This is a genomic window from Gordonia paraffinivorans (genome assembly GCF_900683595.1).
Classification (GTDB): Bacteria; Actinomycetota; Actinomycetes; order Mycobacteriales; family Mycobacteriaceae; genus Gordonia; species Gordonia paraffinivorans.
The window spans coordinates 1,170,330-1,190,095 of sequence record NZ_CAACYD010000006.1 but is presented as its reverse complement, the minus strand read 5'-3'; the positions used below and the strand labels follow the sequence as shown (position 1 = coordinate 1,190,095).

Genomic DNA, 19,766 nt, shown 5'->3' with positions numbered 1-19,766 from the left:
GGAGTAGGCCCGAGGGCGGGCACCGGACTGGACGGGGGAGCGCCCCAGCGGGTCCTCGGCGTGCGTGTGCTCACCGGGTTCGGCCGGGACGACGCCCCGGTGGCGTAGGCCTCTCGACGACGAACGCGAGGGTCGACAACGACAACCCTCGCGCTCCACTCGAGACTCCTTCTCACCCGGATCCGCACCGGATCCCGGGTGTCAGCCCCCTCCCGCCGCGATCGGCGACCTGCGAAATCACATCGTTCACAGTTGTGGACAACTCTGGGGATAACCGTGGATGACCTGTGCAACCACAGTGGACGGCCGGCGAACAACGAGAGTTGTCCACAAACTCTTGTGATTCTGCTCGACGTCAGTCCACCGATCATTCACATCGCCGAACCCGCTCCGACTGGGCGGATCCGCCCGTTGTCCACAGATTCCACACTCCCTACTACTGAGATGGATCCTTCTCTAAAGGAAACTCTTTTGTAAGAAGGTCTGTGTACACACCGGCCGCCGCGAGCCGTCCCCGACCGGGCCGCGGCCGGCGAATGACAAGAACCCTCGACTTGGCCCCAACCATCCCGGTCTCGGGGTCGGCGTTCTACAGTGGGATTCCCGGAAGTGGGATGTGATCGACGTTGCGCGGATCCGAGCCGAGTGATCGGGCTGTGGTCGACGCACGTCCCGACCACCGGACACCGGCGATCCGCACGAGAGAGAAGGGCAACCACCCAGCATGAAGTTCCGTGTCGCACGTGACGAGTTCGCTGATTCCGTCGCCTGGGTCGCCCGCAGCCTGCCTTCTCGTCCGCCCGTGCCGGTTCTCGGTTGTGTGGTCCTGAACGTCGGCGACACCGGCCTGACCGTCTCCGGCTTCGACTACGAGGTCTCGGCCCAGGAGAACCTGGGCGCCGAGGTCGCCGAACCGGGTCAGGTGCTCGTCTCCGGACGCCTGCTGGCCGACATCACCAAGGCCCTTCCCAACAAGCCCGTCGACGTCACCCTCGACGGCGCGCGTGTCGCGATCACCTGCGGCAGCGCCAAGTTCTCCCTGCCGACGATGCCGGTCGAGGACTACCCGCAGCTCCCGGACATCCCGGCCATCACCGGCACCATCCCGTCCCAGCTGTTCGCCGAGGCGATCTCGCAGGTGGCGGTCGCCGCGGGCAAGGACGACACCCTGCCGATGCTCACCGGCATCCGCGTGGAGATCGAGGGCAACTCGGTGGTTCTCGCGGCCACCGACCGTTTCCGTCTCGCGGTGCGTGAACTCCAGTGGGAGCCGACGGATCCGGACACCAAGGGCGCCGTGCTGGTGCCGGCCAAGACGCTCGCCGAGAGCGCGAAGACCGCGGGCGCGGAGGGCACCGGCATCGTCTCCCTCGCCTTCGGCTCGGGCGCCAACATCGGATCCGACGGCATCCTCGGCATTCTCGGCGAGACCAAGAAGACCACCACGCGGTTGCTCGACGCGGAGTTCCCGAAGTTCCGCCAGCTGCTTCCCGCGAGCCACACCTCGGTCGCGACGATCGAGAGCGCCCCGCTGATCGAGGCGATCCGCCGTGTCGCGCTGGTCGCCGAGCGCGGTGCGCAGGTCCGCATGGAGTTCACCGAGGGATCCGTGCTGCTCACCGCCGGCGGCGACGAGGCAGGCAAGGCCGAGGAGGAGCTGCCCGTGCAGTTCCACGGCGAGCCGCTGACCATCGCGTTCAACCCGGGTTACCTGCAGGACGGCCTGTCGGCGATCAACGCCGACACCGTCGACTTCGGCTTCACCACCCCGAGCCGTCCGGCGGTCCTGCGGCCGGCGAGCGGCGAGGATCCCGTCGCCGACGAGTCCGGCGCCTTCGTCGCGCCCGAGAGCGCGTTCAGCTACCTGCTGATGCCGGTCCGCCTGCCGGGCTGATCCGCACCGGATCCCCGCCGACCACCCGCACCGACCCGTGTTCGTTCGTGAGCTGCATCTGAGGGATTTCCGCTCGTGGCGGGCCGTCGATCTCGACCTGCGGCCCGAACCGACGGTCTTCACCGGGCGCAACGGCTTCGGCAAGACAAACCTGCTCGAGGCCCTGTTCTACCTGTCGACGCTGCGGTCGCACCGGGTGAGCTCCGACGCCCCGCTGGTCCACGCCGGGGTATCGTCTGCGCTGGTCACGGCGACGGTCGAGAACGACGGCCGCGAGCTCACCGCGGAGTTGCGGATCAACGCCGAGGGAGCGAACAAGGCGTCGATCAACACCAGTCCGGCCCGTCGTCCGCGGGATCTGCTCGGGATCCTGCGCACGGTGTTGTTCGCACCGGAGGACCTGTCCCTGGTGCGCGGGGATCCGAGCGACCGTCGCCGCTTCATCGACGAACTCGTGGCACAGCGGGGACCTCTGTGGGTCGCGGCACGGGCCGACTACGACCGGGTGCTGCGGCAGCGGGCGGCGCTGTTGAAGACGGCCGCCGCCGCTCTTCGTCGCGGCGGCGACCAGGCGGCGTCGGTCATCAGCACACTCGACGTGTGGGACGCGCAGCTCGCCGACCTCGGCGGCCAGGTCACCTCGGCCCGGCTCCAGGTCCTCGCCGAACTCGAACCGCATTTCGCCCGCTCGTATGCGTCGATCGCCCCCCATTCCCGCCCGGCGACGCTGCGGTACCGGGCCGCGGGTGGGGTCGAGTTCCCGTCCGCCGACGCCGCGGACATCCGCGACATCCTGGCCGCCCGCCTGGTCGAACTCCGCGACAAGGAGATCGAACGAGGCATGTGCCTGGTGGGTCCGCATCGCGACGACATCGACATCGTGCTCGGCAAAGATGTGGCGAAAGGCTTTGCCTCCCATGGTGAATCGTGGTCGCTCGCACTGGCGCTGCGACTCGGATCCGTCGAGCTGACCCGCGCCGAGGGCGTCGAGCCGGTCATCATGCTCGACGACGTGTTCGCCGAGCTCGACGCCAAGCGGCGCGAGAAGCTCGTGGCCTTCACCGCGGGGGCTGAACAGCTGCTCATCACCGCCGCGGTCGCCGAGGACATCCCGGCCGAGATCGGCGGACGTCGCGTTCACGTCGACGTCGTCGAGGACGAGGAAGGGCGTCGCTCGACGATCGTCGCCGACGAGTCCGCAGGGGGTGCCGAATGAGTGATCAAGGACACGTCCCGCCGGAACCGAACGACACGCCGGACAAGTCGGGCCGCCCGCTCGAGCCCGGTGAACTGGGTGGATACGAGCGCGCGCGGCGTGCGCTGGAGGAGGCGCGGGCGGCGGCGCGGGCCGCCGGCAAGTCGGTGGGCCGCGGTCGCGCCTCCCCGGTGCGTCGCACGCATCGCGGCTCCGGGACCCGTAAGCGGTGGTCGGGGGCCGGCCCCGACGGCCGGGATCCGCAGCCGTTCGGCCGCCTCGTGTCCAGCATCGCCAAGGAGCGTGGCTGGCAGGAGAAGATCGGCGAGGGCACGGTCTTCGGCATGTGGGAGCAGATCGTGGGTGCCGACATCGCTGCCCATGCGAAGCCGGTTGCATTGCGCGACAACATTCTTCACGTCCAGGCGGAATCCACGGCATGGGCGACGCAGTTGCGGTACGTGCAGTCGCAGATCATCGCGAAGATCGCGGCGGCCGTGGGCGACGGGATGGTCAAGCAGTTGAGGATCAGCGGACCGAAGGGCCCGTCCTGGCGCAAGGGGGAGCGCCACATCCGAGGTCGGGGTCCGCGCGACACCTACGGCTGAGGGGCGGTCGCGACCGACGGTCGGCACCGGCCTAGCAGACTCGGCCGCACATTACTAGTCAATGGCCGCTGTGAGCCGTTTTTCCTCCCCGGACCACGGTCGAATGGGGGCCGACCCGAAAAAATCGGTCTGAGGGCCTGTTAGCGGCCCCGGATGCGCGTTCCAGGGCGGGTCAGGCAGTACAATGGTGGGAGTTGTCCCGACAGGGGCGCGCCACGGCAACCGACACCGCCGCATCCAGCCCGTCCGGGGAGTCCCCCGACGGGGGTCCGCGTGCGCGTGTGAGCCACCGCGTCCCGGGTCGAGTAGATCGACGGCGGATCCCGGGGCCTTCCCGTTTCCGCCGGTGAGCAGAACAGGAGCGGACGCACCTCGTGGCCGACACCAACGACACCGGACCGAAGAAGCAGAAGAAGGCAGCCGAATACGGCGCCGACTCGATCAACATCCTCGAAGGTCTGGAAGCCGTCCGCAAACGACCCGGCATGTACATCGGTTCCACCGGTGAGCGCGGACTGCACCACCTGATCTGGGAGGTCGTCGACAACTCGGTCGACGAGGCGATGGCCGGCTTCGCCACTCGCGTCGACGTCACCCTCCTCGAGGACGGCGGCGTGCAGGTCGTCGACGACGGCCGCGGCATCCCGGTGGAGATGCACCGCACCGGCGTCCCGACCGTGGAGGTCGTGCTCACCCAGCTGCACGCCGGCGGCAAGTTCGACTCCGACTCCTACGCGGTCTCCGGCGGTCTGCACGGTGTCGGCATCTCGGTGGTCAACGCGCTGTCGACCAAGGTCGAACTCGAGATCGAGCGCGACGGCCACAACTGGGAACAGACCTACACCAACGCCAAGCCCGGCGAGCTGATCAAGGGCGAGCCGACCAAGAAGACCGGCACGGTCGTCCGGTTCTGGCCGGACCCGGAGATCTTCACCGAGACCACCCGGTTCAACGCCGAGACCGTGGCGCGCCGCCTGCAGGAGATGGCCTTCCTCAACAAGGGCCTGACCATCACCCTCACCGACCAGCGTCCGCAGGCGGTCGAGGCCCCCGGCGACGGCAACGGCGACAGCGAGCCGAGCACCGCCGAGGTCGCCGAGGCGGTCAAGAGCGAGACGGAGAAGGCGGAGGCAGCGGCCAAGCCGAAGACCCGCACGTACTACTACCCGGACGGCCTCGTCGACTACATCAAGCACCTCAACCGCACCAAGCAGCCGATCCACAACACGGTGATCGGCTTCTCGGCCAAGGGCGAGGGGCACGAGGTCGAGATCGCGATGCAGTGGAACGCCGGCTACTCCGAGTCGGTGCACACCTTCGCCAACACGATCAACACCCACGAGGGTGGCACCCACGAAGAGGGTTTCCGCGCGGCGCTGACCAGCACGGTCAACAAGTACGCGCTGGAGAAGAAGCTCATCAAGGAGAAGGACGGCAAACTCACCGGCGACGACATCCGCGAGGGTCTCGCGGCGGTCATCTCGGTGAAGGTCTCCGATCCGCAGTTCGAGGGCCAGACCAAGACCAAGCTCGGCAACACCGAGATCAAGGGCTTCGTCCAGCGCACCTGCAACGAGCACCTGGGCCACTGGTTCGAGGCCAACCCCGCCGAGGCGAAGGTCATCGTCAAGAAGGCGGCCGACTCCGCGCAGGCGCGCATGGCCGCACGTCGCGCGCGAGAGATGGTGCGGCGCAAGACCGCAACCGACATCGGCGGCCTGCCCGGCAAGCTCGCCGACTGCCGCAGCAACGATCCCACCAAGTGCGAGATCTACATCGTGGAGGGCGACTCGGCAGGCGGTTCGGCCAAGTCGGGCCGCGACTCGATGTACCAGGCGATCCTCCCGCTGCGCGGCAAGATCATCAACGTCGAGAAGGCCCGCATCGACCGCGTCCTGAAGAACGCCGAGGTGCAGTCGATCATCACCGCGTTCGGCACCGGCATCCACGACGAGTTCGACATCTCCAAGCTGCGGTACCACAAGATCGTGCTCATGGCCGACGCTGACGTCGACGGCCAGCACATCTCGACCCTGCTGCTGACGCTGCTGTTCCGCTTCATGCGGCCGCTCATCGAGAACGGTCACGTGTACCTGGCACAGCCGCCCCTGTACAAGCTCAAGTGGCAGAAGTCCGAGCCGGAGTTCGCCTACTCCGACCGCGAACGCGACGGCCTCCTCGAGGCCGGACGTGCCGCCGGCAAGAAGATCAACCCCGACGACGGCATCCAGCGCTACAAGGGTCTCGGCGAGATGAACGCCAAGGAGCTGTGGGAGACCACCATGGATCCGGCGGTCCGCGTGCTGCGGCAGGTGACCCTCGACGACGCCGCGGCGGCCGACGAGCTCTTCTCCATCCTGATGGGCGAGGACGTCTCGGCTCGTCGAAGCTTCATCGCCCGCAACGCGAAAGACGTTCGCTTCCTTGACGTCTGATCACGCCAGTCGCACGACTCGCGCAGTGATCGGAGAAAGAACACATCATGACTGACACCACCCTTCCGCCCTCCGGCGGCGAAGGCGACCGCATCGAACCCGTCGATCTCGGGCAGGAGATGCAGCGCAGCTACATCGATTACGCGATGAGCGTGATCGTGGGCCGTGCGCTGCCCGAGGTGCGTGACGGCCTCAAGCCCGTGCACCGGCGCCTGCTCTACGCATCCTTCGACGCCGGGTTCCGTCCGGACCGCTCGTACGTGAAGTCGGCGAAACCCGTTGCGGAGACGATGGGTAACTACCACCCGCACGGCGACTCGGCGATCTACGACGCCCTCGTGCGTCTCGCCCAGCCGTGGTCGATGCGCTATCCGCTCATCGACGGCCAGGGCAACTTCGGTTCCCGCGGCAACGACGGCCCGGCGGCCATGCGTTACACCGAGGCCCGCCTGACGCCGCTGGCGATGGAGATGCTCCGCGACATCGGCGAGGAGACCGTCGATTTCATCCCGAACTACGACGGCAAGACCCAGGAGCCGACGGTGCTGCCGTCGCGCATCCCGAACCTGCTGATCAACGGCTCGGGCGGTATCGCCGTCGGCATGGCGACCAACATCCCGCCGCACAACCTCAACGAGGTCGCCGAGGCGGTCTTCTGGGCTCTGGAGAACCCCGACGCCGACGACGAGGCCACTCTCGCGGCGTGCATGGAGCGCGTGAAGGGACCCGATTTCCCCACGGCCGCACTGATCGTCGGCAGCCAGGGCATCAAGGACGCCTACACCACCGGCCGCGGCAGCATCAAGATGCGCGGCGTCGTCGACATCGAGGAGAACAAGGGCACCACCACCCTCGTCATCACCGAGCTGCCCTACCAGGTCAACCCGGACAACCTCATCCAGTCGATCGCCGAGCAGGTCAACGAGGGAAAGCTCAAGGGCATCAGCCGGATCGAGGACCAGTCCTCCGATCGCGTCGGCATGCGGATCGTCGTCACGCTGCGTCGTGACGCGGTCGCGAAGGTCGTGCTGAACAACCTGTACAAGCACAGCCAGCTGCAGACCAGCTTCGGCGCCAACATGCTCTCGATCGTCGACGGCGTGCCGCGCACCCTGCGCCTCGACCAGATGATCCGCCTGTACGTGGCCCACCAGATCGACGTCATCGTGCGTCGCACCCGGTACCGGTTGCGCAAGGCCGAGGAACGCGCACACATCCTGCGCGGTCTGGTGAAAGCCCTTGACGCGCTTGACGAAGTGATCGCGTTGATCCGCCGCTCGGCCAACACCGAGACCGCGCGGACGGGCCTCATCGAGTTGCTCGACATCGACGAGATCCAGGCCGACGCCATCCTGGCGATGCAGCTGCGTCGCCTGTCGGCCCTCGAGCGTCAGAAGATCGTCGACGAGCTCGCCGAGATCGAGCGCGAGATCGCCGACTACAAGGACATCCTCGACAAGCCGGAGCGTCAGCGCGCCATCGTGCGCGACGAGCTCAAGGAGGTCGTCGACAAGTACGGCGACGAGCGTCGGACCAAGATCATCGCCGCCGACGGCGATGTCACCGACGAGGACCTCATCGCCCGTGAGGACGTCGTCGTCACCATCACCGAGACCGGCTATGCCAAGCGCACCAAGACCGACCTGTACCGCAGCCAGCGTCGCGGCGGAAAGGGCGTCAAGGGAGCCGATCTCAAGCAGGACGACATCGTCAAGCACTTCTTCGTGTGCTCGACCCACGACTGGATCCTGTTCTTCACCACCAAGGGCAGGGTGTACCGGGCCAAGGCCTACGAGTTGCCGGAGGCCAACCGCACCGCCCGCGGCCAGCACGTCGCCAACCTGCTGGCCTTCCAGCCGGAGGAGCGGATCGCCCAGATCATCCACCTCAAGTCCTACGAGGATGCGCCGTACCTGGTGCTCGCCACCCGCAACGGCCTGGTGAAGAAGTCGCGCCTGCAGGACTTCGACTCCAACCGGTCGGGTGGCATCGCCGCGATCAACCTCCGCGGCGAGGACGAGCTCGTCGGCGCACAGCTGTGCAGCGCCGACGACGACCTGCTGCTGGTCTCGCAGAAGGGCCAGTCGATCCGCTTCCACGCCGACGACGAGACCCTGCGCCCGATGGGCCGGCAGACCTCCGGCGTCCAGGGCATGCGGTTCAACGCCGACGACACCCTGCTGTCGCTCAACGTCGTGCACGAGAACACCTACCTGCTGGTGGCGACCTCGGGCGGCTACGCCAAGCGGACCGGCATGGACGACTACCCGGTCCAGGGTCGCGGCGGCAAGGGTGTGCTCACCATCGCCCACGATCGCCGGCGCGGTGAACTCATCGGCGCGATCATCGTCGACGACGATTCGGAGCTCTACGCGATCACGTCCAACGGCGGCGTCATCCGCACCGCGGCCAAGCAGGTCCGCAAGGCGGGTCGCCAGACCAAGGGCGTGCGCCTGATGAACCTCGACGAGGGCACGACTCTCATCGCGATCGCCCGCAACGCCGACGAGCCGGATGAGCAGGAGCAGGAAGCCTCCTCCTAGGTAGGGTGAACATCACGTGCAGCCGACGCGTCGGGGACGGTGCAGACCGACCCCGGCGCGTCGGTCCAAAGTCGACGCAGCCCCCGGAGGGTGACGCCAGAGTGAGGGATTGCCTGTGAGCACACCGAACGAGCCGAACCAGGACAAGAACGGACGCCCCGCAGAGGGTCAGTCCGGTCCGGGCACGGGCACCCCCGGCGGTGGGCTCGTGCCGCCGTGGCAGCGGGGACCGGCCGAGGACTCGTCCGGCTCGGCGCCCACGGAGGCGTTCGACCGCAGCCCCCAGGAGACCCGCAGTGGCCAGGAGAATCGGGGCGGCCCGCCGCCGCGCGGCATCGTGACGACCGCCGGCGGTCCCGCCGCCGGGGGCCCGGGCGGGCAGCAGGCACCGGTCACCAAGCTCGACAGCCCCCGGCGCCCCGCGCCCGCGACGGCCACCGAGGACACCAGGTTCGTCGAGTCGCCCACCAGCACCATCGAGCGCGACGACCTGCCCGAGGACGATCTGCCCGATCTCGACCGGATCCATCACACCGCCGATCTGGCGCGCCCGGCCGGGGCCGCGACCGGTGCGAAGGCGGCGCCGCGGTCGGCACCCCGCCAGGTCGGTGCGGGCACCGCACTGCGCGCGACCGTCCAGGTGCGCCGGATCGATCCGTGGGCGACCTTCAAGATCTCCGCGGTGCTGTCGGTGGTCGGGTTCTTCATCTGGATGATCGCCGTCGCCGTGCTGTATCTCGTCTTCGACGGCATGGGCATCTGGGATCAGCTGAACAACAGCTTCGGAACGCTCGTGGCCGAGGAATCCACCTCGTCCGGGGACATCATCGGGGCGGGCACCGTTTTCGGGCTGGCGGCGCTCCTGGGGGCCGTCAACGCCATCCTCATCACCGCACTCGCGACGGTCGGCAGCTACATCTACAACATCTGTGCCGACATGGTCGGCGGGACCGAGGTGACCCTCGCCGATCTCGATTGAAACGGGCCTCTGACCAGCCGTTTTGGTTGGTTGGGGATCCGTCGGGTAATCTCACTGCTCGGTTCAAGGGCCTATAGCTCAGGCGGTTAGAGCGCTTCGCTGATAACGAAGAGGTCGGAGGTTCAAGTCCTCCTAGGCCCACTGCGACGGTAGATCCACAGCTCCGATTCGCACCCGTCGACCGATCCCGGTCGGCACGGGGCCTTAGCTCAGTTGGTAGAGCGCCGCCTTTGCAAGGCGGATGTCAGGAGTTCGAATCTCCTAGGCTCCACCACTGAACACGAACCGGCAACGCACCACTTCCCACGGGGTGGTGCGTTTCGCTTTTCCGCTCACCTTCTCCGCTCCCGCTCACGCCGAACGGGTGAGCAGGTACGGAACCGGTGAGCGACGATCAGGCCCGCACGTACTCGGTCATCGACACCCCCGACTCGAAATCGCGGTTGCTCACCCGGCGGAAGAGCGCGGGATCGTACGTCCCGGCTGCGAACACCGGGATGCCCGCACCGAACAGCAGGGGTTGCCGTTTGAGGACGAGACGGTCGATCTCGCCGATCAGCTCCGACGCCAGGGTTCCGCCCCCGCACAGCCAGATGTCCTTGCCGTCGGCCGCCTTCAGTTCGCGCACCAGCTCCACCGGGTCGCGGTCGGTGAACGTGACGCCCTCGGCCGGCGGGTAGGAGCGGTGGGTGAGTACGAACTGCTCCAGGTGCCGGTAGGGGCTCGTCACGTCCGGCAGGCCTACCTCGTAGGTGTTGGCGCCCATGAGGACGGTGTCGAACGGCCCGGTGCCCTGGTCGATCCCGAGCACCTCGGCGATCCGGGTGGGGATGGCGTCCGGGAACCGGTCGATGCCGGCGTCCATGTGGTCGCCCTCGACGAGAAAGGCGTCGAACTGTCCCTCGGGTCCCGCGATGAAGCCGTCGAGACTCACCGCCACGTAATAGACGAGTTCACGCATCACGGTCTCCGATCACACTCAGGTGTAGTGGTTCTGAAACTACAGCAGATGTAGTGATTCGGCTATCGTTCGCCCGTGGCCAGAAACGACGACCGTCGCCGAGCACTCGCCGACGCGGGGATCGCAGTCCTCGCCGGGGAGGGGGCACGGGGGTTGACGCACCGTGCGGTGGACAGGGCGGCAGGGGTGCCCCTGGGCACCACCACGAACTACTTCCGAACGCGCGCCGCGCTGCTCCAAGGACTCGTCGAGCGCATCGGGGAACGGCTGGCACCGAGCGAGGAGTTCCTCGCCGCGAACGCCCATCGAGAACCGAGCCGGGACCTGTTCGCCGACTATCTGCGGAACATCGTCGACCGGTTGCTGACGAACCGGGAGGTGACCATCGCGCTCCTCGAGCTGCGCCTGGAGGGCATTCGACGTCCCGAGGTCGCCGAGATCATCGGCGAGTGGCGTCGCCGCGGCTTCGCCGCCGACGTCGCGTTCAACGAGCAGGCCGGACTACCGGGAACCGCGCGGGAGATCGCGCTCTTCCACCACGCGATCGACGGGCTGGTCCTGGACTCGCTGACGGGACCGTTGCTCGACGAGGAACCGCTCGAGCGCGTCATCGATGCTCTCGTCGCGGGACTCCTGCCCGGGTGAGGCCTGGGCGGTCTTCGGGGCCCTGAGCGAGCCGTGCTGCTCCCAGCGGTCGAGGAACGTCCTCAGCTGCACACTGCCGAGCCATACCGCCCCGGCGATGAAGAGGACGCCCGCGGTCACCGAGGCGGGCCCATACCACCGGTTGTGCCCGACCTGGTCGTCGTAGGTGTGCCCGGACACCTTCGCGAGGATCTCGGGGTTCACCCGCGAGACCTGAGTTCGCATCGTGGCGCCGTGCGGGACGAGCTGCTCCGAGCCCCGCGAGCCGTGCACGCACAGGTCGCCCCGGTCCATCGGCCGGTTGTCACAGGTCGCGGGATCGATCATCAATCCGATCCCGATCCCGATCCCGAGGGCGAAGATGCCCAGGATCAGGCAGCCCGGTACCGCCAGGTACATGCGGAGGTTCATCAGCCCGGGCTGTTCGATCCGGAGGCGCCGATCGTCGGCCGCATGATGCCGGCCCGCGCGCCACCGCGGTTCTCGGCGTGTCCGTCTGCTCATCGGGTCGAGGCTAACGGGCCCGCCCACGGGCGTGTCGGTGCGGTCCACAGCCTCCACGCCGCGGCGCGTCAGGACCGTGCGGGAGTCTGTCCCCTCAGCCGCTGGACGACCTCGCGGGCCAGCTTCTCCGACGACGCCGGGTTCTGTCCGGTCAGCAGGTTGCCGTCGGACTCGGTGTGCACGGTCCAGGGCAGGCCGAGGGTCACCCGGAAGCCCTCGTGGATCAGGCGGTCCTCGAGCAGCCAGGGGGCCTTGTCGGCGAGACCCGCTTGTTGTTCCTCGGCGTTGCCGAAGCACGTGACGGTGCGACCGGAGAATGCGTTGACCCCGTCCTCACCCTTCGCGGCGAGCAGGATCGCCGGACCGTGGCAGACGATGCCGATGGTCTTGCGGGCGCGGTCGGCCGCGATCAGCAGTGCACCGGCGTCGGCGTCGACGGCCAGGTCCTCCATCGGGCCGTGGCCGCCGGGGACGAACACCGCGTCGTACTCGGCGACATCGGCGTCGGACAGGGCGATGGGGTTCTGCAACTCGGGCGCGGTCTCGAGGAGCGTGCGGATCTGTTCGGCGCGCTCGGCCGAACCCACGGCGTCGGGCGCGAGGCTGGCCTCGTCCACGGGCGGGCGCACACCGCGCGGCGTCGCCACCGTCACCGCGAAACCGGCCTCACGGAAGACCTCGAGCGGTGCGGCGGCCTCCTCCGCCCAGAATCCGGTCTTGTGTTTCGAGCCGTCGTCGAGTGTCCATTCGTCGGCGCCGGTCATGACGAACAGGATCTTGCCGGTGTTCTTGCCTTCGGTCATCGTGCACTCCTTCGGTGGGATGACCCCCTTCGGCCAAGGGGGAGGCGTTCACGGTCGGTGCGGCGGTCAGGCGATCCCGGTGAGTTCGGCCGACTTCTCCCACAGTCCGTCGATCAGCCTCTGGTCGTGGGCCTGAGGATTCTCGCGGCCGTTCGGCTTGTGGCGGCTGAAGTAGACGCCGTTGACCTCCGGGTCCGGACCGCGCTCGGCCAATGCGACGAGCGGGGCGGCACCCTGCTCGGGGGTGATGGTCACCAGGCGCGCGACCGGGGAGCGGTAGAGCAGCCCGGCCATGCGCGAGTCGCGGCCGAAGCTCGTGGCGGCAGGTCCGGGATGCACTGCGGCGGAATAGATCTTGTCGCCGGTCCAGCGCTGGGCGATGCCGCGGGTGAACAAGATGTTCTCGAGTTTGCTCGTCCCGTAGGGGATGGCGCCGCCGAGCGTCGGGCGCCGCTCGAAGTCGAGATCGTCGAGATCCACCCTGCCGAACAGGTTCCCGACGCTGGCGGTGTTGAGCACCAACGACGAGTCGGCCGCCGCGAGCCGATCCCGGAGCAGGTTGGTCAGCAGGAACGGGGCGAGATGGTTGATCTGGAAGCAGGGTTCGTGACCATCGGCGGTGCGCTGACCGGGCGGGAACATCCCGCCGGCGTTGTTCATCAGGACGTCGATGGACGCGACGCGTTCGGAGATCTGTGCGGCGAGGTCGCGAACCTCGGACAACCGGGAGAAGTCGGCGGTGAAACCGGTCGCCCCGGTGTCCGCGGTGATCTTCTCGAGCTTCTGCGGCGACCGGCCGACCAGGATCAGATCCGTCGACGGGCCCGCGAGGGCACGTGCCGCGATCGCGCCGATTCCGTCGCTCGCCCCGGTCAGGACGATGGTCCGCTTCTCACTGGCCATCGGCGGTCCCCTCCGATCCTCCGACCGCGTGCCCGGGATTCGCCTCGTCGTCCGGGACCGCGGCCTCGTACACGGCCTTCTCCTCGGCGGTCCGCTCGGTCTCGCCGATGGGGGTGTCGTCGGCGGTGGGCAGGAGCGATTCGGGGCCGTCCGCCTCGTCGGGCTGCTCGGGCATGTCCGGATCCGTCCGCAGATCGTCGTCGGTCGTCGTCCGGTCGGGCTTGTCGTTGTCCGCCATGTGTCCACAATGCCTGAGGATCGGCGAAACCTCACCGGCCGGTTGCACCGAGACGTCCGGGGCCGATCGCCGGAAAGCGGTGTGCCGGGCGCCGCCTGCGCAAAACGCGCTCGGGAGTGCGCCGCGACATGCGCACGCGTCGAACGGGTTCGCGTCCCGGAGCCGGCCGGGGGCGTCGTGCAGATCCGTGAATCTTCTGTCCCGCACCGAATTCCACACCTGTGGGCAAAGCTGTGGGTAACCCTCCCGCCGGCCGATCACGCGGAACACGCGCACAGACGGAAATCGCCACCTCCGGGCCGAGCCGGAGGTGGCGATTGTGCTAGTGCTGCCTAGGAACTCACGGCATGCGACCGCGAGCCCCACGCGGGCGAGGACTCGATCGCCCCGATGATCCTCGGCCGCAGCTCGTCGGCGCGGATCACCGCATCGACCGAGCCGACCTCGACGGCGCGCTGGATGCTGTGCACCTTGTCGAACTCGGCGGCGATCTCGCTGATCTTCTCCGCGCGCACCGACTGCCGGACGTCGGCGAGCTCGGCGTTGAGGCTCGACCGGTCGGTGCCGGTCGCGTCGACGGCGCGGGCCTCGAGCTCACGCACCCGTGGATCGGCGGCGACCCGCTTGGCGACCTCGCCGGCGAACACCACCGCGGCCGCCGGCGCACCACCGAGGACCGAGGCGAACGAACCCTCGATCGCCAGCACCGTCATGTTCGGGTTGAGCGCCTTCGAGAACACCACGAAGGCACCGCCGTGGTAACGCGAGATCACGCAGAACACGATCGGACCGCGGAAGTTGACGATCGCGCGGCCGATCTCGGCGCCGTACTCGAGCTGCAACTTGCGCATCGACTCCGGCGACCCGTCGAAGCCCGACAGGTTGGCGAGCACGACGAGCGGGCGGTTGCCGCTCGCGACGTTGATGGCGCGTGCCGCCTTCTTCGACGACTGCGGGAACAGGGTGCCCGCGGTGTAGGTGTCGGGACCGTCGGTCGGCTTGTAGCCGCGACGCGGCACCTCACGCGACTCGATGCCCAGCATGCACACCGGGATGCCGCCCATGTGCACATCGCACACGACGGCGGTCTCGGCGTCGGCCATGCCCGCCCAGCGCTCGAGCACCGGATGATCCTGGTCGGCGACGGCCCGCATCACCGTGCGGATGTCGAACGGCTTCTTGCGATCCGGGTTGTGAACGGCCGAGAAGATCTGACCCACCGTGGTGAAGTCGCTGCCGGCCAGCACGTGCGGGAAGTCGGAGACGTCGCGATCTGACGGGTCGGTCGTGACGGCCCGGCGCGGCGTCGTCTCGCCCGGCGCGATGTAGGTGTGGTCGTAGTGCGACATCAGGACGTCGCGGGCCGCTCCGAGGTTGGGCGCCCAATACTGGGCCTGTCCGTTCGGACCCATCACGCGGTCGTAGCCGCCGATGCCGAAGTTGTCCTCGGCCGACACACCGCCGGAGAAGTCCAGCGACTGCTTGCCGGTCAGCACCATCGCCGAATCCGGGGTCATCACCAGGATGCCCTTCGTGTGCATGAGCATCGTCGCCTCGGCGTTCCAGTACGGCTGCGCACCGACGTTGATGCCCGCGACGACGATGTTGATCTCGCCGCCCGCCTGCGTGTACTCGACCACGCGCTTGAGCGCGCGGGCCACCCAGTCCATGTTCTCGGTGCCCGAGTCCATCGAGATGCGGGCACCCGACGACAGCGCGTACCACTCCAGCGGCACCTGCATCTGCTCGGCGAGATCGAGCGCGGCGATCACCCGGCTGCACTCCGGCTCCGACAGCGCGCCGAGCGACTTGGTCGGATCGCCGAGGAGCACGACGCGCGTGACGCCCTCGGGGAACTTCTCCGTCGGGGTGGTGACGACGCCGGCGACGATGCCCGCGGTGTTGTGGCCCTTCGGCCGGTCGACCGGCACCAGGCGGTTCTCGTCGTCGAGATCGTGTTCGGTGAAGTCGCCGATGATCTCGGCCAGCTCGTACGGGTACACGTTGCCGCGGGCCGCGGCGCGCTTGACCTTCTGGCGGTACTCGTCGATCGGCTCGATCGGCTCGTTGCTCGGCACGCCGACCTTGACGTCGAACTCGCCGGTCGCGTTGAGCGAGAAGTGGATCGACACCTTCGTCAGCTCGCCGGTCTCGCGGTCGCGGCGACGCGCGATCACCTGGACCTCTTCGAGACCGATGCCGCGGGTCACGCCCTGGATGTGTTCGGAGATCGTGTCCAGAATGTTCGGGTCGCCGTCGATCGGCGGCCAGACGTACAGCACGATCCGGTTCGCGCTCGACGGCCGGGCCGCACCGCGCTGGGCACGGCGGATCGAGTCCGCGCACGAGGCCAGCGCCGTCTCCGCCGTGGGCAGGCTCAACAGGCGGCCACCCTGCTCGCGGACCGCGGTGAGGTCGCGGACCTGGGCAAACGCGATGAGCCGCACGTCGGCCGGGTTCTCCCGCGCGACACAACGGAACAGGTACACCTCTTCGTCGTCGGCCGACGGCAGGCGGGTGAGGTCGAACTTCCGCAGCCGCTCCATGCGCATGCGCTGCGCGATGTGCGGGTGCAGGCCGCGGATGAGGCGCTCCTCGACCATGCCGGTCGACGACGGCCGGAACGTGACGTGATGGTGCATGCGCGCGTCGCCGCGGCCGGCCACGGTGATGGTGACGCGGTGCACCTGCGGGGGCAGCGGCGCGTTCGACACGATCTCGTGCAGCGTGCCGGCTAGTTCGTCGAAGTCGGCGGGCTGCTGCTCCCAGCTCAGGTAGATGTCGGAGTCGACCGACGCGGCACCCTGGGCGATTTCGCCGAGACCGCTCAGGGCCGCGGCGAGTCCCTCGAAACCGACGGCCGCGGAGGCGAGGCTGCCGCCCTCGCGCTCGGCGACGACGAACGTCGTGCCGCCGGCGTCGACGTTGCGGATGCCCGACAGGCCCTTGTTGCCGTAGTAGCGGCGGGTCAGGACCTCGAGCATGACGTGGTTGTCGGCGATGCCGCGCTCGATGCGCTGGCCGAGCAGGCGCACCAGCGGCTCGGTGCTGCGCACCAGGTTGTCGATGCGCTCCTCGCGATCCGGGGCGTCCGGGTTCTCGTCGAGGTAGCGCAGCTGCTTGCGGACGTTGCTGTAGACGCGGGCGCGGTCGCGCAGGAGGGTCGGCTGGCCGTACCAGGCGTAGACGACGCCGCGGGCGAGGTCGGCGATCGCCGGGTAGCGCATCTGCGTCGCCGCGATGAGACGATCCAGCGCCGGGCCCACGTCGTCGCGAAGCTCGTCGCGCGGGGTCGGCTCCTTGAGCCACTCACGCAGCAGGGTGGTGATGACGGCGACCGCGCCGGCCGGGTTCTGCAGGGCCAGGAAGATGCGGAAGACCGCCGCCTCGAGCTCGGGGGTGCGCTCGAGGTCGGTGACCACGTAGTGGCGCAGCGCCCGCAGCAGCTGGTCGTGGAACGACTGCGGGAGCCCGTCGCGCTCGACGTCGAGGCTCTGCAGGTAGGTGTGGAAGTTCTCGCGCGCGCTGTGGACGTGTTCGACACCGAGTTCGTCGCTCGACGGCCGGTTCTGGCTCAGCTCGGCGATGTCGGCGAAGACGGTGATCAGCTCGAGCTCGTCGGCGAGGGGACGTTGGCCGCGGGAGATCACCTCGCGCCGCACGGCGAGGTACTCGTCGAGCAGTCGGGTGCCCTCGCTCGGGTCGACGTCGTAGCCGAGGAGCTGGCTGCGCAGGTCCTCCTGGCTGCGGGTGGTGCGGTCGTCGGCCTCGACCTCGGGTTCGGCCGGCAGCTTGAGCTCGACGCCGGCGACCTCCTCGGCCGCCTCGTCGGAGTCGTCGTCGGCCAGCGGCTCGAGCCGCAGCAGCGTGGCGCCCGTCTCCACCTGCGTGCCGACCGACACCGCGCATTCCTTGAGGCGCGAGCGCACCGGGGCGCGCAGCACGGTCTCCATCTTCATGGACTCGAGCACGAGGACCGGTGCCCCGGCCTCGACCTCGTCGCCGACCTGCAGCGGCGTCGCGACCACGAGGGCCGGCGCGGGGGAGCGGACGACGCCGCCCTCGTCGCGGCTCACGCGGTGCGTCACACCGTCGACGTCGACGAGATGGACCGGGCCGTGGGTGTCGGTGACCAGCCGGAAGCGCTCGTGGTTGACGACCAGCTGAGCCGCGTGGTCGTCGAAGCGCTCGAGCTCGACGTCGGCGGTCAGGGTGTCGGGGCCCGCCTCGATCGTGACGCGGAAGCGGTGGGCGCCGATCCGGGCGACCCGCACGCGGTAGGACGCGCCGCGCAGCTTCAGGTCGAGCGGCCGGCCGCTCTCGTGCTGGACCTGCGGGCGGCCGCCGGACGCGGTCGACATCAGACGCTGCTGCTCGACCTTCTCCTGCTCCTCGTAGGCGTCGATCGCCGCCGCGGTCAGCGCGATGGCCGAGTGCTGGTTGGTGACCAGGCCGCCCTCGGCGCGGACGCGGTCGATCCAGCCGGTGTCGGCGCTGCCGTCGATGACCTCGGGCTGGTCGAGCAATTCGAGGACGAAGCTCTTGTTGGTGGCGCCGCCGGCGATGATGACGCGGGTCTCGCGCATCGCCCGGCGCAGGCGGCCGAGTGCCTCGTCGCGGTCGCGGCCGTAGGCGATGATCTTGGCGATCATCGAGTCGAAATCGGCGGGGATCGTGTCGCCCTCGCTGACGCCGGTGTCGACCCGGATGCCCGGGCCGGCGGGCAGCTCGAGCAGGTTGATTCGACCGGGCGCCGGCGCGAAGTCGCGGTCGGGATCCTCGGCGTTGAGGCGGGCCTCGATGGCGTGACCGCGCTCGACGGGCGGCTGGCCCTCGAGCTTGTTGCCCGCGGCGACGTGCAGCTGGGCGCGCACGAGGTCGAAGCCGGTGGTGACCTCGGTGATCGGGTGCTCGACCTGCAGGCGGGTGTTGACCTCGAGGAAGGCGAACAGCTTCTCGCCCGGGTGGTAGAGGAACTCGACGGTGGCGGCGCCGCGGTAGCCCACGGCGACGGCGAGACGCTCGGCCGAGGCCTTCAGGTCGGCGACCTGGTCGGGCGCGAGGACCGGCGAGGCGGACTCCTCGACGACTTTCTGGTTGCGGCGCTGCACGGAGCAGTCGCGGACGCCGAGCGCCCACGCGGTGCCCTGGCCGTCGGCGATGACCTGCACCTCGACGTGGCGGGCGCCGGTGACGAGCCGTTCGAGGAAGACGACGCCGCTGCCGAACGCGCGGGCGGCCTCGTCGCGGGTGCGCTCGAAGGCGTCCCGCAGTTCGTCGTCGTTGTTGATGACGCGGATGCCGCGACCACCGCCGCCGGCGGTGGCCTTCAGCATCAGCGGGTAGCCGATCTCGGCCGCGGCGGCCAGCGCGTCGTCGATGGAGCCGACCTCGCCGCGGCTCCACGGGGCGACCGGCACGCCGACCTCCTCGGCGATGAGCTTGGCGCCGATCTTGTCGCCGAGCTTGCGCATGGCCTCCGGCGACGGACCGATGAAGGTGACCCCGATGCGCTCGCAGAGCTCGGCGAACGCGGGATCCTCGGCGACGAAGCCCCAGCCGACCCAGGCCGCGTCGGCGCCGGTCTCGAGGAGGGCGCGCTCGAGCACCTTGAGGTTGAGGTAGGGACGCGAGGCCGCCGGCCCGAGGTCGTAGGCCACGTCGGCCTCGCGCACGAAGGTGGCGGCGGCATCGACGTCGGTGTGCAGGGCGATGACCTCGATCTGCTGTCCCGTCTCGGCGGACAGGCCTCGGACGGCGTGGATGAGGCGCATGGCGGCCTCACCACGGTTGACGATGGCGATTCGGGAGAACATCACCGGCTCCTTCGGTTCGTCGTGCCGACCGTGTTTTCGGCACACGCGAGGTGGTTCATCAGATCGATAGTTGCGGAACGAGGCCATTACGCGCGAGTACGGTCGCGACACGACGACAATGGGCCACCACCACCGGATGGACCCCATCGGCGGCGAACCCGCAGGAAGGCGACCCTTTTCCGCCCTGCGGATCTTCCTACCGAAAAGGAGTGGATTCGGTGGTGGTTTTCGTGCCACGAGGG

12 protein-coding genes and 2 tRNA genes are annotated in these 19,766 nt (G+C 68.8%); 9 read left to right on the top strand and 5 right to left on the bottom strand.

Annotated elements, in window-relative coordinates:
• Positions 1–724 precede the first annotated feature (724 nt).
• The 8 genes from dnaN to E1P53_RS12345 all read left to right on the top strand — a co-directional run bounded on the left by dnaN (position 725) and on the right by E1P53_RS12345 (position 9,928).
• Entirely contained in the window at positions 725–1,894 is a 1,170-nt protein-coding gene (gene dnaN, locus E1P53_RS12380) for a DNA polymerase III subunit beta (protein ID WP_006900244.1), read from the top strand.
• 37 nt (positions 1,895–1,931) lie between these two features.
• Positions 1,932–3,110, top strand: a complete 1,179-nt coding sequence (gene recF / locus E1P53_RS12375; RefSeq protein WP_131734448.1) for a DNA replication/repair protein RecF — start codon at positions 1,932–1,934, stop codon at positions 3,108–3,110.
• Positions 3,107–3,697: a DUF721 family protein gene (locus tag E1P53_RS12370; protein ID WP_131734447.1), complete on the top strand. Its 591-nt coding sequence runs from the start codon at positions 3,107–3,109 to the stop codon at positions 3,695–3,697. The genes recF and E1P53_RS12370 overlap by 4 nt, the downstream gene beginning before the upstream one ends.
• 374 nt (positions 3,698–4,071) lie before the next feature.
• Positions 4,072–6,132 (top strand): DNA topoisomerase (ATP-hydrolyzing) subunit B, encoded by a 2,061-nt coding sequence (gene gyrB / locus E1P53_RS12365; RefSeq protein ID WP_131734446.1) that lies wholly within the window; start codon positions 4,072–4,074, stop codon positions 6,130–6,132.
• 47 nt (positions 6,133–6,179) lie between these two features.
• Positions 6,180–8,675 carry a DNA gyrase subunit A gene (gyrA, locus tag E1P53_RS12360; protein ID WP_131734445.1) on the top strand — a complete coding sequence of 832 codons (2,496 nt, stop codon included), beginning with the start codon at positions 6,180–6,182 and terminating at the stop codon, positions 8,673–8,675.
• A gap of 115 nt (positions 8,676–8,790) precedes the next feature.
• Positions 8,791–9,654 (top strand): DUF3566 domain-containing protein, encoded by an 864-nt coding sequence (locus tag E1P53_RS12355; RefSeq protein ID WP_131734444.1) that lies wholly within the window; start codon positions 8,791–8,793, stop codon positions 9,652–9,654.
• Positions 9,655–9,721: 67 nt separating this feature from the next.
• Positions 9,722–9,795, top strand: a tRNA-Ile gene (locus E1P53_RS12350).
• Between the two features lie 57 nt (positions 9,796–9,852).
• Positions 9,853–9,928, top strand: a tRNA-Ala gene (locus E1P53_RS12345).
• Between the two features lie 120 nt (positions 9,929–10,048).
• Here the strand turns inward: E1P53_RS12345 and E1P53_RS12340 are convergent.
• The gene (locus E1P53_RS12340; protein WP_006900250.1) at positions 10,049–10,615 is read right to left on the bottom strand and encodes a dihydrofolate reductase family protein; all 567 of its coding nucleotides are present in this window, start codon (positions 10,613–10,615) and stop codon (positions 10,049–10,051) included.
• Positions 10,616–10,690: 75 nt separating this feature from the next.
• Between E1P53_RS12340 and E1P53_RS12335 the strand changes: the two genes are divergently transcribed.
• Entirely contained in the window at positions 10,691–11,260 is a 570-nt protein-coding gene (locus E1P53_RS12335) for a TetR/AcrR family transcriptional regulator (RefSeq protein WP_006900251.1), read from the top strand.
• A 572-nt stretch (positions 11,261–11,832) separates the two neighbouring features.
• Here E1P53_RS12335 and E1P53_RS12330 read toward each other — a convergent pair.
• The 4 genes from E1P53_RS12330 to E1P53_RS12315 all read right to left on the bottom strand — a co-directional run bounded on the left by E1P53_RS12330 (position 11,833) and on the right by E1P53_RS12315 (position 19,524).
• Positions 11,833–12,567, bottom strand: coding sequence for a type 1 glutamine amidotransferase domain-containing protein (locus tag E1P53_RS12330; protein ID WP_006900252.1), 735 nt, complete (start codon positions 12,565–12,567; stop codon positions 11,833–11,835).
• Positions 12,568–12,633: 66 nt separating this feature from the next.
• Entirely contained in the window at positions 12,634–13,470 is an 837-nt protein-coding gene (locus E1P53_RS12325; protein ID WP_006900253.1) for an SDR family NAD(P)-dependent oxidoreductase, read from the bottom strand.
• Positions 13,460–13,708 carry a hypothetical protein gene (locus E1P53_RS12320; RefSeq protein WP_131734443.1) on the bottom strand — a complete coding sequence of 83 codons (249 nt, stop codon included), beginning with the start codon at positions 13,706–13,708 and terminating at the stop codon, positions 13,460–13,462. Before E1P53_RS12320 ends, E1P53_RS12325 begins: the two co-directional genes overlap by 11 nt.
• 332 nt (positions 13,709–14,040) lie before the next feature.
• Positions 14,041–19,524 (bottom strand): ATP-binding protein, encoded by a 5,484-nt coding sequence (locus E1P53_RS12315; protein ID WP_131734442.1) that lies wholly within the window; start codon positions 19,522–19,524, stop codon positions 14,041–14,043.
• Positions 19,525–19,766: the final 242 nt, after the last annotated feature.

What these genes read in the sequence shown, in the direction of transcription:
- dnaN (WP_006900244.1), top strand. Translation starts at nt 725, where the DNA reads ATGAAGTTCCGTGTCGCACGTGACGAGTTCGCTGATTCCGTCGCCTGG.
- E1P53_RS12370 (WP_131734447.1), top strand. Translation starts at nt 3,107, where the DNA reads ATGAGTGATCAAGGACACGTCCCGCCGGAACCGAACGACACGCCGGAC.
- gyrA (WP_131734445.1), top strand. Translation starts at nt 6,180, where the DNA reads ATGACTGACACCACCCTTCCGCCCTCCGGCGGCGAAGGCGACCGCATC.
- E1P53_RS12340 (WP_006900250.1), bottom strand. Translation starts at nt 10,615, where the DNA reads ATGCGTGAACTCGTCTATTACGTGGCGGTGAGTCTCGACGGCTTCATC.
- E1P53_RS12330 (WP_006900252.1), bottom strand. Translation starts at nt 12,567, where the DNA reads ATGACCGAAGGCAAGAACACCGGCAAGATCCTGTTCGTCATGACCGGC.
- E1P53_RS12325 (WP_006900253.1), bottom strand. Translation starts at nt 13,470, where the DNA reads ATGGCCAGTGAGAAGCGGACCATCGTCCTGACCGGGGCGAGCGACGGA.
- E1P53_RS12320 (WP_131734443.1), bottom strand. Translation starts at nt 13,708, where the DNA reads ATGGCGGACAACGACAAGCCCGACCGGACGACGACCGACGACGATCTG.
- E1P53_RS12315 (WP_131734442.1), bottom strand. Translation starts at nt 19,524, where the DNA reads ATGTTCTCCCGAATCGCCATCGTCAACCGTGGTGAGGCCGCCATGCGC.